This window comes from Streptomyces sp. TOM-9 (assembly GCF_056858595.1).
Map to the genome: position 1 here is coordinate 8,059,435 of NZ_JBXEQB010000001.1, position 21,231 is coordinate 8,080,665.

Consider the following 21,231-nt stretch of genomic DNA (forward strand, 5'->3'; position numbering starts at 1 on the left):
ATGTGCAGAACGCACCGTACCGCGGCGGCCCGGAGGCAGGCGGGCCCACGTCCAGCCGGCCACCGCCCCGGCCCCGGACTCGGCCCCGGTTTCACGCGGGGCCGGGGCCGGGGTTTCGGCGCGGGACGCGGCTCACCAACCGGGGTGGCGATCCCACCGGGACCGCTGCCCGGCGTCGGGTTCCGGATCGGACGCCTCCCGTCCGCCCTCGTCGATCCGGGCTCCGGCGGCCGCCGCCGGGGCGGTGAGAGCGTGGACCGCCGACTGGAGTTCGGGGTGCGCGTGGAGGTGCCAGCCACCGGTCAGCGCCCGGCGCAGGTCCCGCAACGCGCTCTGCGCGTCGGTGCCCTTGGCCAGGTGGCTGTAGACGGCGGCGACGGCCGGGGTGCGGCTCTGCCCGGCATGGCAGTGGAGCAGGACCCGCTTGCCCTCCTGGCGCAGCCGTAGCACCTGGCGGGCGGCCTGGTCCGCGACGTGGTGGAGGTTGGCGTTCGCTCCCTCACTGTCGACCAGCCAGACGCGTACCTGCTCGACGTCGGGTGTGCGGGGCAGGAGCGGGTCCGAACCGACGCGGCAGAGCGAGACCACGGCGTCGACGTCGACCGGCTCGGTGCCCTGGGCCAGGGCCAGGTTGCCCAGGATCACCCCGTCGTCGTGCGGGTGGGGGATGGCGAAGCCGGGGTGGCCACCGTCCGGCAAGCGCGGCGCCGAGGGCCAGCCGGCGTCGTCGTCGTTCCCGCCCCGGGCGGTGAGCACGGCCAGCCGGACCAGGTCGGCACCCGTGAGCCCCGGCCAGCCGTTGACGGCCTGCTGCCACTCCAGAGGGATGCCGGAGCAGCCCCAGCGCGCGCCGAGCAGGGCGCCCGCGATCGCCGCGACGGTGTCGGTGTCCGTTCCGGCGCGTACCGCCGCCTCCAGCGCGAGGCGCAGGTGCCGGGCGGGGAAGCCGCCTTCGGCAGGGTTCAGTTCGGGAACGGCGGTGCGGGTGATGGCCGACCAGGCGGCCTGGAGCGCGTGGACGACCCAGCCGTTGTTGCCGAAGTGGTGCGGCGGATGGGCCTCCGCCGCGTCAAGGCGCTTCGCCCACGTCTCCCGGCGCTCGGGCGGGAGCAGGGCCAGGCCGTCGCGCACGCCGTCGAAGGTGCCGTACAGCACCGCGGTGCGGATGCCGGAGCACCACAGCACGCAGGCGTCGGCGCAGTCGGGGTCGGGGTGGGTGAGCGCGCCGACGGCGATGGCGGCCTCGGCCATCGCGGCGGGGTCACCGAGGTGTGCGAGGGCGACGATCCCGGTCCGCATCAACGAGCCGTTCCCGGCGCTGCGCGCGTTGCCGGCGGTGTACTCGCGGGCGGCCTCCCGCATCGCCGTGCCCGCCGACCCGGGGGCGCGGGCGGCGGTGCTCAGGACGAGGCTGGTCTGGTTGCCGACGTCGCTGGCGCCTTCGCTCAGCCAGCCCTGGAAGTTGGCGGCGATCGCGTCCAGGGCTTCCGGGTCGCGCAGATCCGCTCCGGTCGCCGCGACCTGGGCGATGCAGACCTGCATCTGGGTGTCGTCGGAGTACTCGCCCGGCTCGTACGGACCGAGGCCGCCGCCGATCATCCGCGGCTGTTGATCCTCACTCAGCGTCGCCTTGAACTCGTACGGCACACCCAGCGCGTCGCCCACGGCCGCGCCGAGCAACACCCCGGCGGCCCGGTCGGCGGCCCGCGCGTCCAGGTGGGGATGGGGTGTGGGGGCGTGGGCCATGGGCGTCCTCCAGGTGATCCGGCGGCACGTGCGGGACGGGCCGAACGGCGGGTGCGGAGCGAGCGCCGTCCTGGCCGGATACACCGGATACAGCGGTTCCGGGGCATCCCGGGGACTGCCGGTTCAGGACGGATCTCCGGCGTGATGCCGCGTCAGCCTGGCACGAGGAGCCACTTATCGTCAATGGGACGCTATGGAGGCCGGGAGGTGGCCGGAGTGGTTCCCGCAGGTGTGGCGGCGACGGGTCGGACATCTGGCCTGACGGTCCGTCGGGCCGGTCGGCCGAGCCGAACGCGAGGGGTGACCGTGGACCGTCGCTGGTCAGCGCCGTGTCCCGGGCCCGAGGCGTGGTCCGCTGCGGGGAGGGTCACGGATGAGCGGCCCGGGCCGAGTTGGGGGCGGAGTCGGATCTTCCATAGGATCCGCCAATGATCACAAGCAAACGGCTGGCGGTGGGGCTGTGCGGCCTCGCGGCCACCCTCGCCACCGCGCTCTTCCCGGCCGCGGCGCCGGCCGCCGCGGACGACGGGCCGGAGACCGCGCACGAGGCCCCGAAGGTCGAGCTCGTGCTCGACGTCAGCGGCTCGATGCGGGCCAACGACATCGACGGCAGGTCCCGCATGTCGGCGGCCAAGCAGGCGTTCAACGAGGTCATCGACGCCGTACCGGACGAGGTCCGGCTCGGCATACGCACCCTCGGCGCCAACTACCCCGGCAAGGACAAGGTGGTCGGCTGCAAGGACACCGAGGCCCTCTACCCGGTCGGCAGCGTCGACCGCACCGAGGCCAAGACCGCGGTCGCCACCCTCGCCCCCACCGGTTGGACGCCGATCGGCCCCGCCCTGCAGGCCGCGGGCAAGGACCTCGCGGGCGGTGACGGCACCCGCCGGATCGTGCTCATCACCGACGGCGAGGACACCTGCCAGCCGCTCGACCCGTGCGAGGTCGCGCGTGAACTCGCCGCCGAGGGCACCCACCTGGTCGTCGACACCCTCGGCCTGGTGCCCAACACCAAGATCCGCGAGCAGCTGAGCTGCATCGCCGAGGCGACCGGCGGTACCTACACCGCCGTCGACCACGCCGACCAGCTCTCCGACCGCATCAAGCAACTCGTCGACCGCTCCGCCGACAACGTGGTCGTCACCCCCACCGTGACCCAGGGTGCCGACCGTTGCGCCGACGCCCCGCTGCTCGGGGCCGGCGTCTACAGCGACCGCGAGGCGTTCACCGAGCACCGCTGGTACCGGGTGAGCGTCACCGACGGCCAGGAACTGCGCGCCTCCGTCAGCGTCGGTGCCGACCGCGCCGTCAACCGCGACTACGGCGTCCTCGTACGGGCCGTCACCTCCGGCGGCCGGGAACTCGTCCGCGGCTCGGAAGCGGGCAGCGGGCGCACCGACGTCATCTCCTCCGGTCTGCGCTACGCCTGGCCGGAGCGCGACGACGACGACGCCGCCGCGGCCGCCCGCACCGTGTGCATCGAGGTCAGCAACTCCTTCTCCGCCCCGGACGCCGTGAAGCGCACCCCCGGCCTGCCGCTCGAGCTCAGCGTCGACCTGGTCTCCTCGCCCGATGAGCCGTCCGACGTCGCCTCCTTCGGCCTGGGCCGCGGCTGGTGGCTGCTGGCCCTGCTGGTCGTGACCGGCCTCGTCGCCGGTGTGCTGTGGGGCTGGATCTCGCGCTGGCGCGTCGCCGTCTGGAGGACCAACTGATGCGTACCATCCGAACGGCGCGCCGGGCGGCCGCCGTACTGCTCGCGGGCACGGCCCTGTTCGCCGCCGGAGCGGGCACCGCCGCCGCGGACGACGCCACGCCCAGCCCGGGTGCGAGCGGCACGGGGACCACCGAGGAGACCGTCCAGCCCGGCACCGGTTTCCGGACCGCAGGGAACCTCCGGCCGGGGGTGCGGACCGTCCCGGCCAGCGCCTCCACCGGCGACTACCTGTACTGGGTGTTCCCGGCCGCGGTGGGCGAGGTGCCCACGGTCTCCGCGACGGTCGGCCTGCCGGAGTCCGCGAGCCGGCACGGCGACCAGACCTGGCAGCTCGACGTCTACGACGGCCTGCGCCGCCGTCAGGCGTGCACCGCGGGCAAGCCGACCAGGACGGCGTCCGCGCAGGACACCCAGCTGGAGCTGAGCTGCCGGCTGCGCACCGTCCGTGCGTGGTCCGAGGCATGGGCCGACGACCCGCTCCCGGGCGCGTACTACATCCGCCTGACCGTGCTGCGGCTCCCGGACGAGGACCTCGGCCTGCCGGTCCAGGCACAGGTCGGCACCACCTCGACGGACGCGGGCGGCTCCAAGGCCGTCGACGGCGAACTCGCCGCCCCGCTCACCCCCGTCGCCAAGGCCGGGGCCACCCTCGACCCCAACGCCGTGCCGTCCGTCTCCGCCACGGAGAAGTCCGACGAGGCGGCGGACGACGGGGCCGACCCGAGCGCCTCGCCGGTGCCGGCCGGGCTGGCCCAGCCCGAGGACGGCTGGGGCGGCGGCTGGTGGTCCGACCGCTGGATCTGGACCGCGGCCGGGGGCGTGCTGGGCGCGCTCGCGGGCATCGGCGGTTACAGCCTCACCCGTGGACGGGGACGCCCCCGCCCGGTCGCGTAACCAGGACGTCCGGCGGCGCGCCGGTACGGTCCCGCACCGCGGGACCGTACCGGCGTGCCGTGCCATCCGGCCGTCCTACCCGGCCGTGGGCGGACGGGAGTCCGCCGCGGCGCGCAGCAGTGCCGCCGTCTGCGGGTACGGGCCGCGCTCGGCCCATGCGAGCGGCGTGAGCCCCGTGCCCCGGTCCTCGCGCAGGCGGGGATCGGCACCCTGGGCGAGGAGCCGGCGCACCGTCTCGGTGTGTCCCCAGCACGCGGCCCCGCACAGGGGTGTGCCCTCGTCCCCGTGGCCGCTCTCGGTGTCGGGCAGGGCCCCCGCCGTGAGCAGCAGCCCCACCACGTCCGCCGCGCCGTGGACCGACGCCGCGTACAGCGGTGTCGTGCCGTCCGCGTCCGGGAGTTCGGGGGAGGCGCCGCGCCGCAGGAGCCGGCGCACGGTCCCGGTCTCACCGTTCCCCGCGGCCCACACGAGGGCTCGGCTCAGCTTCTTGCGGCGTCTGCGGTTCACGAACGCAGGCTACGGGCGGGAGGCCCCGCCGCCGGAGCCGATTCCCAGGCGTGCGACGCGGCCCTGCTCACCCGCGGCCCAGCAGCCCAGGTCCGGGGCGCAGTCGACGGTGTCGTAGGACCCGGAGTCGAACGTCCGCCAGGTCCGGCCGCCGTCCAGGCTCAGGTCGCTGCCGGACGGCCCGACCGCGATCGCCGCACGCGAGGAGTACGGCAGCCAGGTCACCCCCGAGCGGTAGGCGGCCGGGGGGCGTGCGGAGCCGGTCCAGGTGGCGCCGCCGTCGCGGGACACCGCGGCGGCGTCGGGGGAGGCCTGGTCGGGGCGGTAGTCCCCGCCCACGGCGATCCCGTGCCGCGCGTCGCGGAACGCCAGTGCGAACACGCCCTTCGCGGGATCGCCCGCGGGCAGGGTGGACGACGCCACGGTCCAGGTCAGCCCCCGGTCGCGGGAGTGCAGGACGCGGGCCTGCGACGCCCCGCCGGTCGCCAGCCACACGTCGCGCGGGCCACGGCTCACCAGGCACTGACCGCTCGCCGCGAACGAGGCCTCGCCCGGGAGCGCGGGGGGCATGCCGGCGGAGGGCAGCACCCGCCAACTGCGGCCGCCGTCACCGGTGGACAGCATCCGGTACCTGCCGTCGACCGGGTCGCTGACGGCGAGGCCGTGCCGGTCGTCGAAGAAGGTGACGCAGTCGTAGAAGGCGCGGGGATCGGTGTTGCGGAAGGTCTCCGTCCAGGTCGCGCCGCCGTCCTGGGTGCGCAGCACGCGGGACGCCTCGCCCTCGCCGATCGCCAGCACCACCGCGCGCCGCGCGTCGAACGCCTCGACGTCGCGGAACTGCAGTTCGGCGACGCCCGGTGGCGACACGTCCGCCCAGTGGCGTCCGCCGTCCATCGTGCGCAGCACCTTGCCCTCGGACCCGGCCACCCAGGCGGTGTTCCTGCTGACCGCCGCCAGCCCGCGGAACCGCGCGGTGCTGCCGGTCTCCTTCAGCTCCCAGCGCGGACCGGGCCGTTCACCCGCCGCGTGGGCCGGGACCGCCGTCAGCGCGGCGAGCGCCGCCCCGCACAGCACGGCCGTCCACACCCGTCTCATCGTCCCCATCGGCGTCATGCCGCGGCAACGTAGCCCACCGCGCGGCACCGCACCAGACCGCCTCCGGCGCGCGACCGGACATCCCCTCGCTGGTGCGCCTTCCGTGAGTCCGTGGACCGTTGCCGCCCCAGGGTGCTTGGGGCTTCCGGGTCGGCGGTGCGATGTGCCGTGCGGCCCGGGACCTGCGGTCGCGACGCCGACTGCGGTCGCGCCGTGGTGTCCCCGCCGGCGGGCGGTCCGGTCGCCGGTGGCGGGGGTGACCGTTGTGCCGGGCGGTGGGGCGTGGCCGGGCGTGTGCGGACTTTCCGCGTTGGGTGGGTTGTCCGGGGCCGTGGGCCGTTGCCGCCCCAGGGTGCTTGGGGCTTCCGGGCCGCGCGACGCGATGCGCCGCGCGGCCCCCGGACCCCAACTGCGGCTGTCGGGGCCCCGGGTCGGGTTGCCGGCGGGGCCGGCCCGTCAGCCGGCCTGCGACAGCGTCGTCCTGGCCTGTTCGACGGCGATGGCCACCCGGGGCGACCCGCAGTCGCGGGCGAGGTCCACGGCGTCCTCGGTGAGGGCTCGGGCGGTGTCGAGGTCGCCGGTCCGCGCCCGGGCGAGGGCGGCGCGCGCGGTGTAGAGGGTGCGGTCGCGCCGGTAGAGGGGGTCCTGGATCGCCAGTGCATTCTCCAGCAGCGGGGCCGCCTCCTGCGCACGGCCGAGGTCCAGCAGCGCGATCCCGCTCTGCGCGCACAGCTCCGCCTCGTCGAACCAGTAGATCCACGACGGGTCGTCGTCGCCGGGCGCGGTGTCCAGCAGCCGTCCCGCCTCCTCCAGCGACCGGCGGCACGCCGCGTCCTCGCCGAGCCCGGCGTGGGCCCGGGCCCGGCGGGTGGCGAGCATCGCGCGGGTGCGCGAGGTCGCCCCGGTCGCGGCGGACTCCGCGGCACGGGCCGCCGCGAGGGCGTCGTCGTGACGGCCCGCGACCACCGCCTGAAGGCTCAGTCCCGCCCACAGGTTGGCGGCTTGTGAGCGGTCCCGCGCGCCGTGCGCGAGGCGCAGCCCGGTGAGGTAGTGCCACTGGGCCGCCCCGTGCCGTCCGCAGTCCGTCGCCGCCCAACCGCCCAACTGGGCCAGTCCGGCGGCGATGCGCAGCAGACGGGCGTCGAGCCCGCCCCGGTACGGTCCCCGGCGCAGCAGGTCGAGGGCGATCCGCAGATCCGCCTCGACCCGGTGCCGTACGGCCGCGCCGCCGAGCCGGTCGTCCAGGCGGCGCAGGCCGTACACGCCGCGTTCCAGCCAGGCCACGGTCTCCTCGTCGGCCGCAGCCCCTTCCCGGCCGGCGTCGGGGTCGTCCCGCGGCAGCTCGTCCCTCCCGCCGTCGCTTCCGCGGTCCTTCCCGCCGTCCGTCGCGGCCGTCCAGTCGGCGACGGCGTCGCCGAACTCCGCTCCCTCCAGCACGGGGTGGCCCCGCAGGTCGCGTCCGCCGCCGTCGAGCAGGGCGTCCAGCGCGTCGAGACCGCCCGCCCGGGTCCACGGCAGCCCGTCGGGGATGCCGTCGAAGGACGGTAACCAGCCGGGCCACGGGCGGGTGTCCACCTCCCGCAGCGGTACGCCCAGGGCCCGGGCCAGGGCCCGCTGGCTGTCCCTCTCCGGCACCACGCCCCAGTGCTCCCAGCGCCACACCTTCTCCCGACGGGCCGCCATGGGCACGCCGAGGGCACGGGCGTTGTCGGCGACGACCCGGGCGAGGTCCTGGTAGCTCCAGCCGTGGCTGCGCCGGACGGACGCCAGGGGGTGGGACGGTGCCGGCGCGGTGTCGTCCGCCACGGCGTTGCTCCTTCGTCTCATATTCGTACGTTCGAATATCAGGCGCGGGCGGTGCGGCGCAGGCGATCGCCGCGATCCGTCCCGATCCGTGTCCCGCGACGTCCGGCGGCGCCCGCCGCCGTTCGGACGCGTGTGCGGGACTACATCGAGACAACAGGCCCGGACTTGAAGTGGACCTGCTCATACCGGTTGGCTTTGTGTGATCAAGCGATCACCGGACGCCGAACGGGATGCCCCGCCCCGGGCCGGACATCACGTGCGCGCCGTGGAGGCACCCCGAGGATGACTCCTCCTCCACCCCCGTTCGGTTTCTCCCGCTCCCGGGACGACCTGCGGTTCGACCCTGCCCTGGACGACGAGCCACTGGCCGACGCCCGCGCTGCGCTCGCCCAGGGACGCTGGACCACCGCCCGCAGCCTGCTCGCCGAGACCGGCGACGACTGGGACCGGCGCGGCCACCGCCTGGTCGTCCTCGGCGAGGGCGGCGCCAGTGCCACCTGGGCCCGCGAGTGGCAGCTCGCCGAACCCGGCAGCACCGACGCGGCCGCGCTGCTGGCCTGCGCCACGGTGTTCCGCGCCGTCGCCGGCAAGGAGAAGCCCGAACGGGCCCGCGAGACCTGCCTCGCCGCCGCCGCGCTCACCCCGGCCGACCCCACGCCGTGGCTCTGCCTGCTGATCCTGGCCCGTCACACCGGCACCGACGACGAGCAGATGCGCGCCTTCGACCAGGTCCGGGGCCGCCATCGCGGCCATCACCACGGTCACCATCTGATGGCCGCCTGCCTCGCCGAACGCCCGCAGGCCGCCTCCGACGGCGGGCCCTTCCACGAGGTGTACGAATTCGCCGACTGGGCCGCGGGCGAGGCGCCCGCCGGCTCACCGCTGGCCGTCCTCCCGGTCGTCGCCCACGCCGAGCTGTACCGGGTCCTCGCCACCGCCGGGACCCTGCCCGCCGATCCCGCGGCCTCCGGGCACTGGGACGGCTGGCGGGCCCGGCAGGCACTCAAGCGGGGCTTCGACTGGTGGCTGGAGTGGGACGGTGCCGGGCACGACCACCCGCGCCTCCACCTCGACCTCAACTTCCTCGTCCACGCGCAGTTCCTGCAGGGCCGCAACGCCGAGGCGGCGGCCCTGTTCAACCGGATCGGCGCGCACGCCACCCGCACCCCGTGGGCCTACCCGGACCGCGACCCCAAGAAGGCCTTCCGCGCCGCGCGGGAGGCCGTGCTCGGCCCCGGCTCCCCGTAGGGCCCGCACCGCATGACGCACCAGCACCACCCCAACCCCTCCCAGGAAGGAACCGCCATGCTGACGGGCAACAGCGGGATCAGCACGTTCAAAGGCGAGGAGAGAGCCCTGCGGGCCGACCGCCTCGGCATGTCCGGCCTGCTCCTCTCCGTGGTCGCCGCCAGTGCGCCGCTGATGGTGGTCGCGGGCGTCATGCCCACCACGTACGGCGTCATGGGCATCGTCGGGCAGCCGCTGCTGTTCGTGATCCTCGGCGTGGTACTCCTCCTCTTCAGCGTCGGCTACGCCGAGATGAGCCGCCACGTCCACAACGCGGGCGCCTTCTACGCCTACATCGCCCGCGGGCTCGGCGGCACCGCGGGCGCCGCCGCGTCGCTCGTCGCCCTCGTGTCGTACAGCGCGATGCAGTTCGCGGTCTTCGGCCTCTTCGGCTTCGAGATCTCCGGGCTCTTCCAGACCTACCTCGACACCACGATCGCCTGGTGGATCCCGGCCGTACTCGGCGTCCTCGCGGTCGGTGCGCTCGGCTGGCTCAAGATCGACGTCAACGCCAAGGTGCTCGGCGTCCTGCTGCTGATCGAGATCGCCCTCGTCGTCATCTTCGACGTCGCCGCCATCGGCAGCCCCGCCAAGGAGGGCCTGTCGCTGCACGCCTTCGACCCGAGCACGCTCAGCGGCGCGGGCCTGGGCACCGCCCTGTGCTTCTGCATCGCCAGCTTCGTCGGCTTCGAGCAGTCGCCCGTCTACGCCGAGGAGACCAGTCGCCCGCAGGTCGTGGTCGCCCGGGTGACCTTCCTCGCCGTCACCTTCGTCGCCGTCTTCTTCGCCATCAGCTCCTGGGCGCTGAGCATCGCGGCCGGCCCGTCGCAGATCGTGGAGGTGTCGCAGAAGCAGGGACCGGGACTGCTCTTCGGCCTCAGCGAGTCGATCATCGGCGCCGCCTTCACCGACGTCCTGCACGTGCTGTACGTGACCGGCATGTTCGCCTGCCTGCTCAGCTTCCACAACGTCGTCGCCCGCTACGCCTTCGCCATGGGCCGCGAGGGCCTGCTGCCCCAGGCCTTCGGCCGTACCAACCCCAACAGCGGCGCCCCCGCCTTCGGCTCGCTGCTGCAGACCCTGGTGTCCCTCGGCTTCGTGGTCGCCTTCGCCGTCACCGACGGCAGCGCCGCGGCGGACCACGACCCCACCGCGCCGGTGCTGAAGCTCTTCACCTGGTTCGGCAACGTCGGCGCCCTGGGCGTGATCGTGCTGCTGGCGACCGCGTCCTTCGCCGTCATCGGCTACTTCGTCCGGCGCGGCGCGCTGCGCACCCAGGCACCGCGGATCGTCGCCTCCGCCCTCGCGGGCATCGCGCTGGTCGTCATCGCCGTCTACGCCGTCAAGGACTTCGACGTCCTGGTCGCCGGCGACGGCTCCGCCGTCTCCTGGACCCTGCCCGCCATCATCGGCGTCACCGTCGTCGGCGGCCTGGTGTACGGCGCGGTCCTGCGGGCCACCCGTCCCGAGGTGCACGCCCGCATCGGCCTCGGCAACGAGGCGTTCCGGATCGAGCAGGCGCGCGAGGCCGTGCCCGCCACCGACGCGGAGACCAGCGCCTCCTGACCCCGACCGGCCCGTCGCACCCCTGGCCGGGGGAGCGGCGGGCCGGTTCCATGTCCGTAGCGCCCGACAGCGCAACGACCAACGCCGACAAGAGGGTTGCCCCGATGTCCTCCTGCTGCCACACCGACGCCGACGCCGCGCCCGCCGCGCCCCACCCCCTCGACCCGCTGACCGCCGACGAGATATCCGCCGCCCGCCGCATCCTCGCGGAGGACGGCCGGGTCACCGACACGACCCGCTTCCCCCTCGTCCTGCTCGACGAGCCCGACCGGCACGCCGCCGACGCCCACCGCGACGGCGACCCCGTGGTGCGCCGGCTGCGCGTGACCCTGCTGGACTCGGCCACCGGCGCCGCCGCCGAGGCACTGGTCGACGTCACGGCGGGCGTCGTCGTCGCCCACCGCGCGCTCGACACCGCCGAGGAGGGCCAGCCCCCGGTCACCTTCGAGGAGTACGAGATCGTCGAGCAGGTCGTCAAGGCCGACCCGGGCTGGCGCAAGGCCATGGCCGAACGCGGCGTCACCGACCTCGACCTCGCCGTCGCCGCCCCCCTCGGAGCGGGACCGCTGCGCTTCGAGGACCGGCCCGGCGCCCGCCTCATGCGCTCCCTGACCTGGCTCCGCTGCAACGCCTCCGACAGCCCCTGGGCGCACCCGGTGGCCGGGCTCGTCGCCGACGTCGACGTCATCGAGCGGAAGGTCGTCCGCCTGATCGACACCGGCGCCGTGCCGATCCCGTCCGAATGCGGCCGCTACGAGGCCGAGTTCAACGGCCCGGCCCGCACCGACCTGCGCCCGCTGGAGATCACCCAGCCCGAAGGGCCGTCCTTCACCCTCAGCGGCCGGCTGATGACCTGGCAGAAGTGGCGCTTCCGCATCGACTTCAACGGCCGCGAGGGCCTGGTCCTGCACCAGATCGGCTACGAGGACGGCGACCGCGTCCGCCCGGTCCTGCACCGCGCCTCGCTCGCCGAGATGGCCGTCGCCTACGCCGAACCCGGCGACGACCGCAACTGGGTCGCCTTCCTCGACGCGGGCGAGTACTCCCTCGGCCGCAACGCCAACGCCCTGAAGCTCGGCTGCGACTGCCTCGGCGAGATCACCTACCTCGACGCCGTCCTCTCCGACGACCTCGGCAACCCCGAGACGCTGCCCAACGCCATCTGCATCCACGAGGAGGACTACGGCCTCCTGTGGAAGCACACCGACATCTTCAACGACATGGCCGCCGACAGCCGTCGCGCCCGCCGCCTCGTCGTCTCCTACATCGCCACCGTCGGCAACTACGACTACGGCTTCTACTGGTACTTCCACCAGGACGGCACGATCGGCTTCGAGGCCAAGTCCACCGGCATCGTGCAGACCTCCGCCGTCGAGCCCGGCACCGCCGACGCGGTCGGCACGGAGGTCGCGCCCGGCCTGCTCGCCCCGTTCCACCAGCACCTGTTCTGCGTACGGCTGGACGCCGCCGTCGACGGCCACGCCAACACCGTGGAGGAGGTGGACGTCGTCCCCGTCCCGAGCGGGCCGGACAACCCCAACGGCAACGTCTTCACCACCCGGGTGACCCCCGTCGCCGACAGCGCCGAGGGCGGCCGCCTCGCCGACCCGCTGGCGGGCCGCCGCTGGCGGATCACCAACCCCGGCTCCCTCAACCGCATGGGCAAGCCCGTGGCGTACACGCTCGTGCCGCAGCCCGGCCCGGTCGTCCTCGCCCAGCCCGACTCGGCGGTCGCCCGGCGCATGGCCTACGGCACCAAGCACGTGTGGGTCACCCGTTACCGTCCCGAGCGGCGCTTCCCCGCGGGCGACTACCCCAACCAGAACGCGGGCGGCGCCGGACTGCCCCGCTGGACCGCGGCGGGCGAGTCGCTGGAGGACACCGAGCTGACCGTCTGGCACACCTTCGGGCCCACCCACCTCCCGCGGCTGGAGGAGTGGCCGGTCATGCCCGTCGACCACAGCGGGTTCACCCTCAAGCCCACCGGCTTCTTCGACCGCAACCCCGCGCTCGACCTCCCCAAGGAGACCCCGCGCGGCGAGGGCCACTGCCACACCGCCTAACGCGGCGCGGCTCCCGAGCAGTGCCCCGGCCCCGCGGTCCGCACGGACCGCGGGGCCGGGGCACGCCGGCTCAGGGGCGGTGCGCAGGGACGTTGTCGTGGACCCGCTTGGGGTCGGTGACCGCGACCGGCTCAAGGATCTCCTCGATCCGCGCCATCAGGCCCTTCTCCAGGACGACGCCCGCCGCCTTGGCGTTCTCCGCAACCTGCTCGGGACGGGACGCGCCGACGATGGCCGCCGAGACATTGGAGTTCTGCAGCACCCACGCCACCGCGAGCTGGGCCAGCGACAGGCCGGCCTCGGCGGCGAGCGGCTGGAGCCGCTGGACGGCGTCGAGCACCTCGTCGCTCATCCACCGCGAGATCATGCCCGCGCCGCCCTTGTCGTCGGTGGCCCGCGAGCCCGCCGGGGGCTCCTGCCCCCGCCGGTACTTGCCGGTCAGCACACCCTGCGCGATCGGCGAGAAGACCACCTGGCCCATGCCCAGTTCCTCGCAGGTCGGGACGACCTCGCCCTCGATGACCCGCCACAGGGCGTTGTACTGCGGCTGGTTCGACACCAGCGGGACGTGCAGTTCCCGCGCCATCGCGTGGGCGCGCCGGATCTGCTCCGCCGGCCACTCCGAGACGCCGATGTACAGGGCCTTGCCCGAGTGCACGACGTCGGCGAACGCCTCCATCGTCTCCTCGAGCGGGGTGTCCACGTCGTAGCGGTGCGCCTGGTAGAGGTCCACGTAGTCGGTCTGCAGGCGGCGCAGCGAGCCGGCGATCGACTCCATGATGTGCTTGCGCGACAGCCCGCGGTCGTTGCGGCCCGGCCCGGTCGGCCAGTACACCTTGGTGAAGATCTCGATGCCCTCGCGGCGCTCGCCCTTCAGCGCCTCGCCGAGGACGGACTCGGCGCGCGTCCCCGCGTAGACGTCGGCGGTGTCGAAGCTGGTGATGCCGACCTCCAGCGCCGCGCGCACGCACGCCGTGGCGGCGTCCGCCTCCACCTGCGAGCCGTGGGTGAGCCAGTTGCCGTACGCGATCTCGCTGATGACCAGGCCGCTACGGCCGAGATGGCGGTATTCCATGGGAGCGAAGCCTCCGTTGGCGTGTCCGTGGGTGCCGGCCGGCCGGGTGCTGGCGCACCGGGGCCCGCCGGGGGCGCGGCGCCCGGTCGGGCGTCGGCCGCAGGAAAGATGGCAGGGGCAAATACATCTGATCATTACATGCCTCCCCACCGGCGCGGTGGCCGGTCCCCCGGTGGCCCGCGCCGGCCGGTCCCCCGGTCGCCGGGTGCCCCGGCCGCGACGGGCCTCAGCGGAAGTCCGGGGTCCACAGGCGCACCGTGGCGAAGGCGGCGCCGGGGCGGGTCCGTGCGTACGCGGGGGTCCCGTCGGCGTCGAGGAACTCGACCGTCGGCCCGCCCCCGCCCCGGCCACGGGGCCCGGTCGCCTGCGACCTGGCCCGGATGCGCGTCCCCGTCGGCTGGTTGGTGTAGGCGCTCACCCCGCTCTCCCCGTCCACCTGCCGGTACCTGCGGGACGCGACGTCCAGCCGGTACACCCCGTAGGTGTCGGTGAACCACAGCGACCCCGGGTCGCCGTACACCGGCTGCAGATCACGGCCCTCGCCCTCGAAGCCCACGGCGCTGTGCTCCGTCAGCGTCGTCGCCGTGCCCCGGCCCGACACCGCGTAGCGCACCAGCCGCTCGGCGCCGATCGCCCACAGCGCCCCGTGCTCCGGGTCGTACAGCACACCCCGCGCCCTCGGCAGCGGCACGGTGCGGAACGGCGCGGTCTGCTCCGTGTCCGCGTACAGCCGCAGCCGGCCGGGCGCCCCGGAGGCCACGACGATCACCCCGCCCGGGATGCGCTCGATGGCGTGCGGGCTGTCGGCCGGGGTCACCGTCTGCCACACGATGGCCCCGGTGTCCTCGCGCACCATCGCCGCCCGGCCGCCGGACGCGGCCACGAGCACGACCCGCCCGTACGCCTGCGTCCTGCGCAGCCGCACGTCCGACAGGTGCTGCCAGCTCGTGCCGGCCCCGCCCGGCGCGCTCCAGTGCCAGGTCACGGCCCCGGGCCGCGACCAGTCCGGTGCGTCGGGGTCGAAGACCAGGACGCCGTTGCAGGACTGGTCGGCGGTGGCGATGGGATGGCTCTTCCGCGCGGCGTGCCGCGTCATGTCGTGCCCCCGTATGTCGTTGACGTGCCAACGAATATTCGGAGGATAGCGACGCCGGGTGCTGCCACGATGGGCCGCGTGACCGTACCGCGACCGAACGTCCACGCTTCGCCCGTATGGGAGATCGCCCCGCTCGCCGTTGACGACCCCGTGTCGAGGGAGCTGCTGTGGCGGTACTACGACGACATCGTCAGCCGCTACTACGGCAGGCCGATGACCCCGCGGGAGATCGACGACCTGCTCACCGAGCACACCAGTGACGACCTCGCCGGCCCCCACGGGCACTTCCTCGTCGGCCGCCGCGGCGGCGAGCCGGCCGGCTGCGCGGGCGTCCGCCTCCTGGCCCCCGGCGTCGCCGAGCTGCGCCGCGTGTGGGTCGTCCCCGGCGCCCGCCGCACCGGCGGCGCCGCACTGCTGGTCACCGCCGCCGAACACGTGGCCCGCGAACGACTGGGCGCCGCCGTGATCCGCCTCGACACCCGGGCCGACCTGGTCGAGGCACGGGCCCTGTACGCGAAACTGGGCTACCACGAGGTCCCCGACTACAACGGCGAACGCTACGCCGACCACTGGTTCGAGAAGCGTCTGGGCCCGGACTCCGGCGCGGCATAGGCCCAGGCTCGCGGCCGGGCGGCCGGGCTCCGCAATAATGCACCGGTAGTCCAGCCAGAAAGCAGGTCGCACATCGTGACGACAACGGTCTCGGTCGAGCGCAGGATCGCCGAGGAACTCGGCGTACGGGAAGGTCAGGTCAGATCGGCGGTCGAGCTGCTCGACGGCGGCGCGACCGTGCCGTTCGTGGCCCGGTACCGCAAGGAGGCGACGGACGGCCTCGACGACGCCCAGCTGCGGACGCTGGAGGAGCGCCTGCGCTACCTGCGCGAACTGGACGAGCGGCGGGCCGCCATCCTGGAGTCCATCGAGTCCCAGGGCAAGCTCGACGACGCCCTGAAGGCGCAGATCCTCGCCGCGGACTCCAAGGCCCGCCTCGAGGACATCTACCTGCCCTACAAGCCCAAGCGGCGCACCAAGGCGCAGATCGCCCGCGAGGCCGGCCTGGAGCCGCTCGCCGACCGCCTCCTCGGCGACCCGTCCCTGGAACCGCAGGCCGAGGCCGCCGGGTTCGTCGACGCCGACAAGGGCGTCGCCGACGCCGCGGCGGCGCTGGAGGGCGCCCGCGCGATCCTCACCGAGCGGTGGTCCGAGGACGCCGACCTCGTCGGTGGGCTGCGCACCCGGATGTGGGAGCGGGGCCGGCTCGTCGCCAAGGTGCGCGAGGGCAAGGAGGAGGCGGGCGCGAAGTTCGCCGACTACTTCGACTTCGCCGAGCCGTTCACCAAGCTCCCCTCGCACCGTGTGCTCGCCATGCTGCGCGGCGAGAAGGAGGAGGTCCTCGACCTCACCATGGAGCCCGAGGAGCCGGTCGCGGAGGGCCCCTCCAGCTTCGAGCGCACGATCGCCCACCACTTCGGCGTCGCCGACCGCGGCCGCCCCGCCGACAAGTGGCTCGCCGACAGCGTCCGCTGGGCCTGGCGCACCCGCTTCCTCGTCCGGCTCGGCCTCGACCTGCGCGTCCAGCTGCGCCAGGACGCCGAGGACGAGGCGGTCCGGGTCTTCGCCGCCAACCTGCGCGACCTGCTGCTCGCCGCCCCCGCCGGCACGCGCGCCACCATGGGCCTGGACCCGGGCTTCCGCACCGGCGTCAAGGTGGCCGTGGTCGACGCGACGGGCAAGGTCGTCGCCACCGACACGATCTACCCGCACGTGCCGCGCAACCAGTGGGACGCCTCCATCGCGACGCTCGCCCGGATCGCCGCCGCCCACAAGGTCGACCTGGTCGCCATCGGCAACGGAACCGCCTCCCGCGAGACCGACAAGCTCGCCGCGGACCTCATCAAGCGGCACCCGGAACTGAAGCTCACCAAGGCCGTGGTGTCCGAGGCGGGCGCCTCGGTCTACTCCGCCTCCGCCTACGCCTCCGCCGAGCTCCCCGAGCTCGACGTGTCGCTGCGCGGCGCCGTCTCCATCGCCCGCCGCCTCCAGGACCCGCTCGCCGAACTCGTCAAGATCGACCCCAAGTCGATCGGCGTCGGCCAGTACCAGCACGACCTGTCCGAGGTGAAGCTCTCGCGCTCCCTCGACGCGGTCGTCGAGGACTGCGTGAACGGCGTCGGCGTCGACGTCAACACCGCCTCCGTGCCGCTGCTGCGCCGCGTCTCCGGCATCACCGAGGGCCTGGCCGCGAACATCGTCGCCCACCGCGACGCCAACGGCCCGTTCCGCCGGCGCACCGCCCTGAAGGACGTGGCCCGGCTCGGCCCCAAGGCGTACGAGCAGTGCGCCGGGTTCCTGCGGATCCCCGACGGCGACGACCCCCTGGACGCCTCCAGCGTGCACCCCGAGTCCTACCCCGTCGTACGCCGCATGAGCACGGCGGCGGGCACCGACATCAGGGCGCTCATCGGCAACACCACGGTGCTGCGCGGGCTGGCGCCACGGGAGTTCGTCGACGACACCTTCGGTCTGCCGACGGTCACCGACATCCTCTCCGAACTGGAGAAGCCCGGACGCGACCCGCGGCCCGCCTTCAAGACCGCCGCCTTCAAGGAGGGCGTCGAGGAACTCAAGGACCTCAGGCCCGGCATGCTCCTGGAGGGCGTCGTCACCAATGTCGCGGCCTTCGGCGCCTTCGTGGACGTCGGCGTCCACCAGGACGGGCTCGTGCACGTCTCGGCGATGTCCAGGAACTTCGTCAGCGACCCGCGCGAGGTGGTCAAGCCCGGCGACATCGTCCGCGTCAAGGTGCTCGACGTCGACATCCCCCGCAAGCGCATCTCCCTCACCCTCCGTCTGGAGGACGAGGCGAGCGCGCCCAAGGGCAACGCCGGCGGTGGACGCCCCGAGCGCGGCGGCCGCCCCGACCGCCCCGACCGGCCCGACCGCCGCGGCGGCAACCCGCCCCGCCAGTCCCGCGGCGGCGACCGCGACCGCGACCGCCCGGCCCCCGGCGGCGCGATGGCCGACGCCCTGCGCCGTGCCGGGCTCGACAAGGGCCTCGGCGGAGGCAACAACGGCCGCCGCGGCTGATCCCACCGCCTGAGCCCCTGAGGCCCTGAGGCGCGCTCTCCCCGACGGACCGGGGGAGCGCGCCTCGGCGTGTTCTCAGGGGCAGACCGTCCCCGCCGGCGGGAGCGCGCCGCTCAGCAGGTAGCGGTCGACCGCGGCGTCGACGCACGCGCTTCCGGGCTGCAGGTAGGCGGTGTGCCCGTCGCCGTCCCAGGTCAGCAGCCGGGCCGAGGGGAGCTGCCGGGTGAGTGCCCGCGCCCAGGCGTACGGGGTGGCCGGGTCGCGCAGGGTGCCGACGACCAGGATCGGCGCCGTGGGAGGGACCGTGACGGCGCGCGCGGGCCGGGCCGGGCCGACGGGCCAGTGGGCGCAGGTGCTGAGCAGCCCGGTGTAGTACGCCCCGAACTGGGGCGAGGCACGGAGGAACGCGGGGAGCAGCGCCTCGGCCTGCGCCGGGGTGAACACGGGCCCGAGCGCCGCGCTCAGACAGCTGACGGCCGTGAACCCCACGTCGGCGACGGCCTCCTCCTCCGGGGCGGAGAGCCTTTGGAGCGCGGCGGTGCCACCGGCGGCGGACACCACCTCGCCCAGGGCCAGGCGCAGTTCCTCCCACGCGGGCTGCTTGAGCCCCGACACGACGGTGACGAGCAGGTCGTCCCCCGTGACGCTGACGTCCTTGCCCTCCTGCCGCGGGCTCCGGTCGAGGCGGGCTACCAGGGCGTCCAGGACGCGGCCCGCCTCCTCGACGGAGTGGCCGACCGGGCAGTCGGGGCGGCGTGCGCAGTCGGCGGCGAAGGCCTCCCAGGCCACCTGGTAGCCGTGTGCGGGATCCAGGAAGCGGTGGTAGCCGTCGATCGTGGGGTCCACGGCGCCGTCGAGGACCATGCGGCCGACGCGGGAGGGGAAGAGACCGGCGTAGAGGGTGCCCAGGTAGGTGCCGTAGGAGAAGCCGAAGAAGTGCAGGCGGTCGTCCCCGACGAGGGCGCGCATCAGGTCCATGTCGCGGGCCACGTCCGGGGTGCCGATGTGCGGCAGCAGCCACCCGGCGTGCCGCCGGCACGCGTCGGCGGTCTCCTCGCGGGCCTCGTCCAGGGCCTCGAAGTCCGGCTTGCCGGCGGTGAGCGGGCGGGCCCCGGTGAGGTCCGCCGCAACCTCGGTGCCGCAGTCCACCGGGGTGCTGGCGCCGACGCCACGCGGGTCGACGGCGACCAGGTCGTAGGCGGCGCGTACCGGGGGCGGGAAATCTTCGGCGAGGTCCTGCAGGCCGCCGATGGCGGAGTCACCGGGCCCGCCGGGGTTGTACAGCAGCGAACCGATGCGCTGCGCCCTGCTCCCCGTGGACGTCAGGCGGGTGGCGGCCAGGGTGATGTCGCCCGCTTCGGGGTGTTCGTAGTCCAGCGGCGCCTTGAGGGTCGTGCACTGGAAGGACGGCTTGTCCTCGCACGGTCTCCAGGCGAGCCGCTGCGCGTAGTAGCGGGTCAGTCGCGGCGGCACGGCCTCGGTGTGCACGGAGCCGGCCGGCGCCAGGCGGGTCACGGGTGACGCCCCGCCGCGGAGGGAGGAACACGCGGTCGCCAGGAGGGCGCACGCGCCCAGCACCGCGACGGTGCGGCGTCGTCCCCTCCCGCGTACGTGGCCGGTGTGCCGGACAGCGTCCATCGCTCAGCCTTTCTGGTGCCCTGGTGCCCTGGTGCCCTGGTGCCCTGGTGTCTTGGCGTCCTGGTGCCCGTCAGCCGCAGACGGTGCCGTCGGGTGGGAGACGGCCGTGCAGGAAGTAGCCGTCGACGGCCGTGTCGACGCAGGCGCTGCCCTGCTGGTAGGCGGTGTGTCCGTCGCCGTCCCAGGTGAGCAGCCGCCCGGAGGAGAGCTGGGCGGCCAGTGCCCGGGCCTGGTCGTAGGGGGTGGCGGGGTCGCGGGTGGTGCCGACGACGAGGATCGGCGGGGCGCCGCGGGCGCTGATCCGGTGCGGGACCTGCGTGGGCCGCGTCGGCCAGTGGGCGCACATGGGGAGGAACCCGGCGTAGTACGCGCCGAACTGGGGGGCCGCGCGGCGGAACTCGGGCACGGCTGCGAGCGTCTGCGCTGCGGTCGACCGCGGTCCCAGCGCGGAGCTCAGGCAGTTGATCGCGGCGAGGGACTGCTCACCCGGCCCTCCGTCGTCCTCCGTGCCGGGCAGCGGTCGCCAGGTGGTGGCGTCGCCCGCCGCCACCTCGCGGAGCAGGTTGCGCAGCCCGCCCCAGGCCGGAGCCGCGAGTGCCGAGGTGACCGCGGTGAGCAGATCGTCGCCGGTGGGGGAGACGCCGTGGCCGTCCCCACTTCCGGAGGCCTCGTCGAGTCCCGCGACCAGGCCGTCCAGGATGCGGCCCGCCTCCTCGGCCGAGTGGCCGACCGGGCAACCGGGGCGGGTGACGCAGTCGGCGGCGAAGGCCTCCCAGGCCACCTGGTAACCGCGTGCCATGCCGAGGGTGGCGCGGTAGGCGCCCATGTCCGGGTCGATGGCGCCGTCGAGGACCATGCGGCCGACGCGGGAGGGGAAGAGCTCCGCATAGGTGGCCCCCAGGTAACTGCCGTAGGAGTAGCCGAGGAAGCCCAGCCGGTCGTCGCCGAGCAGGGCCCGTACGATGTCCATGTCCCGTGCGGCGTCGGGGGTGCCGACATGGGGCAGGAGCCGGCCCGCGCGACGTGCGCACGCCTCGGCGACCAGAGCGAGGCCCGGCTCGGGGCCCTCGGCCCCGGCCTCGGGGACCGACGGGCCCGTCCCGCAGTCGACCGGGGCGCTGCGGCCCACGCCCCGGGGGTCGACGCCGACCAGGTCGTATGCGGCGCGCATCGCGGGGGAGAAGCCGTCGGCGAAGGACAGCACATCGTCGACCGCCGACACGCCGGGCCCGCCGGGGTTGAGCAGCAGCGAGCCGATGCGGGCCGCGCGCGGACCGGTGGCCCTGTGGCGGACGACCGCCAGCCGGATGTCGCCTGCCTGCGGGTGGGCGTAGTCCAGGGGCACCGCCACCGTGGTGCACTGGAACGACGCCCCTTCCCGGCAGGGCTGCCAGTCGAGCCTCTGCCGGTAGTAGCGGGACACGTCGGGCGGCGCGGCCGAGGCCGTTGCCGAGGCCGCCGACGCCGCCGACGCCGCCGCCGACGCTGCCGAGGCGACCGGAGTGGCCGGGGCCGCCGCGGACGCGGACGCGGACCGCTTCGCGCCCGCCGTCCGGTGCGGGCGCTGGGGCGAACAGGCGGTCAGCACCAGGCAGGCGCTCAGCAGCCCGCCCGCGATGCGCCTGCCCCGGCCGGACGGGGGACGTGTGGCCTGCAC

Annotated in this window: 15 protein-coding genes; 7 read left to right on the plus strand and 8 right to left on the minus strand. The window is 74.7% G+C overall.

Features of this window, described 5'->3' with window-relative positions; translation table 11 throughout:
• Positions 1-132: 132 nt before the first annotated feature.
• A complete protein-coding gene (locus AC1VWI_RS37100) occupies positions 133-1,746 on the minus strand; it encodes an ADP-ribosylglycohydrolase family protein (protein WP_499515410.1) in 1,614 nt (537 codons plus the stop codon).
• A gap of 428 nt (positions 1,747-2,174) precedes the next feature.
• Here AC1VWI_RS37100 and AC1VWI_RS37105 point away from each other — a divergent pair, with 428 nt between their 5' ends.
• On the plus strand, positions 2,175-3,458 hold the full coding sequence (locus AC1VWI_RS37105) for a VWA domain-containing protein (protein WP_499515411.1): 1,284 nt from the start codon (positions 2,175-2,177) through the stop codon (positions 3,456-3,458).
• Complete coding sequence (locus tag AC1VWI_RS37110) at positions 3,458-4,354, plus strand: hypothetical protein (protein WP_499515412.1); 897 nt, start codon at positions 3,458-3,460, stop codon at positions 4,352-4,354. The genes AC1VWI_RS37105 and AC1VWI_RS37110 overlap by 1 nt, the downstream gene beginning before the upstream one ends.
• Positions 4,355-4,429: 75 nt before the next feature.
• On the opposite strand, the gene AC1VWI_RS37115 is transcribed toward AC1VWI_RS37110, so the two are convergent.
• From AC1VWI_RS37115 to AC1VWI_RS37125, 3 genes are all read right to left on the minus strand, one after another.
• Entirely contained in the window at positions 4,430-4,861 is a 432-nt protein-coding gene (locus AC1VWI_RS37115; RefSeq protein ID WP_499515413.1) for an ankyrin repeat domain-containing protein, read from the minus strand.
• Between the two features lie 9 nt (positions 4,862-4,870).
• Complete coding sequence (locus tag AC1VWI_RS37120) at positions 4,871-5,974, minus strand: WD40/YVTN/BNR-like repeat-containing protein (RefSeq protein ID WP_499515414.1); 1,104 nt, start codon at positions 5,972-5,974, stop codon at positions 4,871-4,873.
• A gap of 438 nt (positions 5,975-6,412) precedes the next feature.
• A complete protein-coding gene (locus tag AC1VWI_RS37125) occupies positions 6,413-7,762 on the minus strand; it encodes an NsdA family TPR-like regulatory protein (protein WP_499515415.1) in 1,350 nt (449 codons plus the stop codon).
• A 282-nt stretch (positions 7,763-8,044) separates the two neighbouring features.
• On the opposite strand from AC1VWI_RS37125, the gene AC1VWI_RS37130 reads away from it, so the two are divergent.
• The 3 genes from AC1VWI_RS37130 (at position 8,045) to AC1VWI_RS37140 (ending at position 12,678) form a co-directional block, all read left to right on the plus strand.
• Complete coding sequence (locus tag AC1VWI_RS37130; protein WP_499515416.1) at positions 8,045-9,010, plus strand: hypothetical protein; 966 nt, start codon at positions 8,045-8,047, stop codon at positions 9,008-9,010.
• Between the two features lie 57 nt (positions 9,011-9,067).
• The gene (locus AC1VWI_RS37135) at positions 9,068-10,615 is read left to right on the plus strand and encodes an APC family permease (RefSeq protein WP_499517003.1); all 1,548 of its coding nucleotides are present in this window, start codon (positions 9,068-9,070) and stop codon (positions 10,613-10,615) included.
• A 104-nt stretch (positions 10,616-10,719) separates the two neighbouring features.
• Positions 10,720-12,678, plus strand: a complete 1,959-nt coding sequence (locus tag AC1VWI_RS37140; protein WP_499515417.1) for a primary-amine oxidase — start codon at positions 10,720-10,722, stop codon at positions 12,676-12,678.
• 70 nt (positions 12,679-12,748) lie between these two features.
• Here AC1VWI_RS37140 and AC1VWI_RS37145 read toward each other — a convergent pair whose 3' ends face one another.
• Both AC1VWI_RS37145 and AC1VWI_RS37150 read right to left on the minus strand, forming a co-directional pair.
• The gene (locus AC1VWI_RS37145) at positions 12,749-13,753 is read right to left on the minus strand and encodes an aldo/keto reductase family protein (protein WP_499515418.1); all 1,005 of its coding nucleotides are present in this window, start codon (positions 13,751-13,753) and stop codon (positions 12,749-12,751) included.
• A 226-nt stretch (positions 13,754-13,979) separates the two neighbouring features.
• Complete coding sequence (locus tag AC1VWI_RS37150) at positions 13,980-14,849, minus strand: DUF6528 family protein (protein ID WP_499515419.1); 870 nt, start codon at positions 14,847-14,849, stop codon at positions 13,980-13,982.
• 69 nt (positions 14,850-14,918) lie between these two features.
• Here AC1VWI_RS37150 and AC1VWI_RS37155 point away from each other — a divergent pair, with 69 nt between their 5' ends.
• Both AC1VWI_RS37155 and AC1VWI_RS37160 read left to right on the plus strand, forming a co-directional pair.
• Complete coding sequence (locus tag AC1VWI_RS37155) at positions 14,919-15,461, plus strand: GNAT family N-acetyltransferase (RefSeq protein WP_499515420.1); 543 nt, start codon at positions 14,919-14,921, stop codon at positions 15,459-15,461.
• 75 nt (positions 15,462-15,536) lie between these two features.
• Positions 15,537-17,936 carry a Tex family protein gene (locus AC1VWI_RS37160; RefSeq protein ID WP_499515421.1) on the plus strand — a complete coding sequence of 800 codons (2,400 nt, stop codon included), beginning with the start codon at positions 15,537-15,539 and terminating at the stop codon, positions 17,934-17,936.
• Between the two features lie 75 nt (positions 17,937-18,011).
• On the opposite strand, the gene AC1VWI_RS37165 is transcribed toward AC1VWI_RS37160, so the two are convergent.
• Together AC1VWI_RS37165 and AC1VWI_RS37170 are read right to left on the minus strand one after the other, a co-directional pair.
• Positions 18,012-19,574 (minus strand): alpha/beta hydrolase, encoded by a 1,563-nt coding sequence (locus tag AC1VWI_RS37165; RefSeq protein ID WP_499515422.1) that lies wholly within the window; start codon positions 19,572-19,574, stop codon positions 18,012-18,014.
• A gap of 70 nt (positions 19,575-19,644) precedes the next feature.
• Entirely contained in the window at positions 19,645-21,231 is a 1,587-nt protein-coding gene (locus AC1VWI_RS37170; protein ID WP_499515423.1) for an alpha/beta hydrolase, read from the minus strand.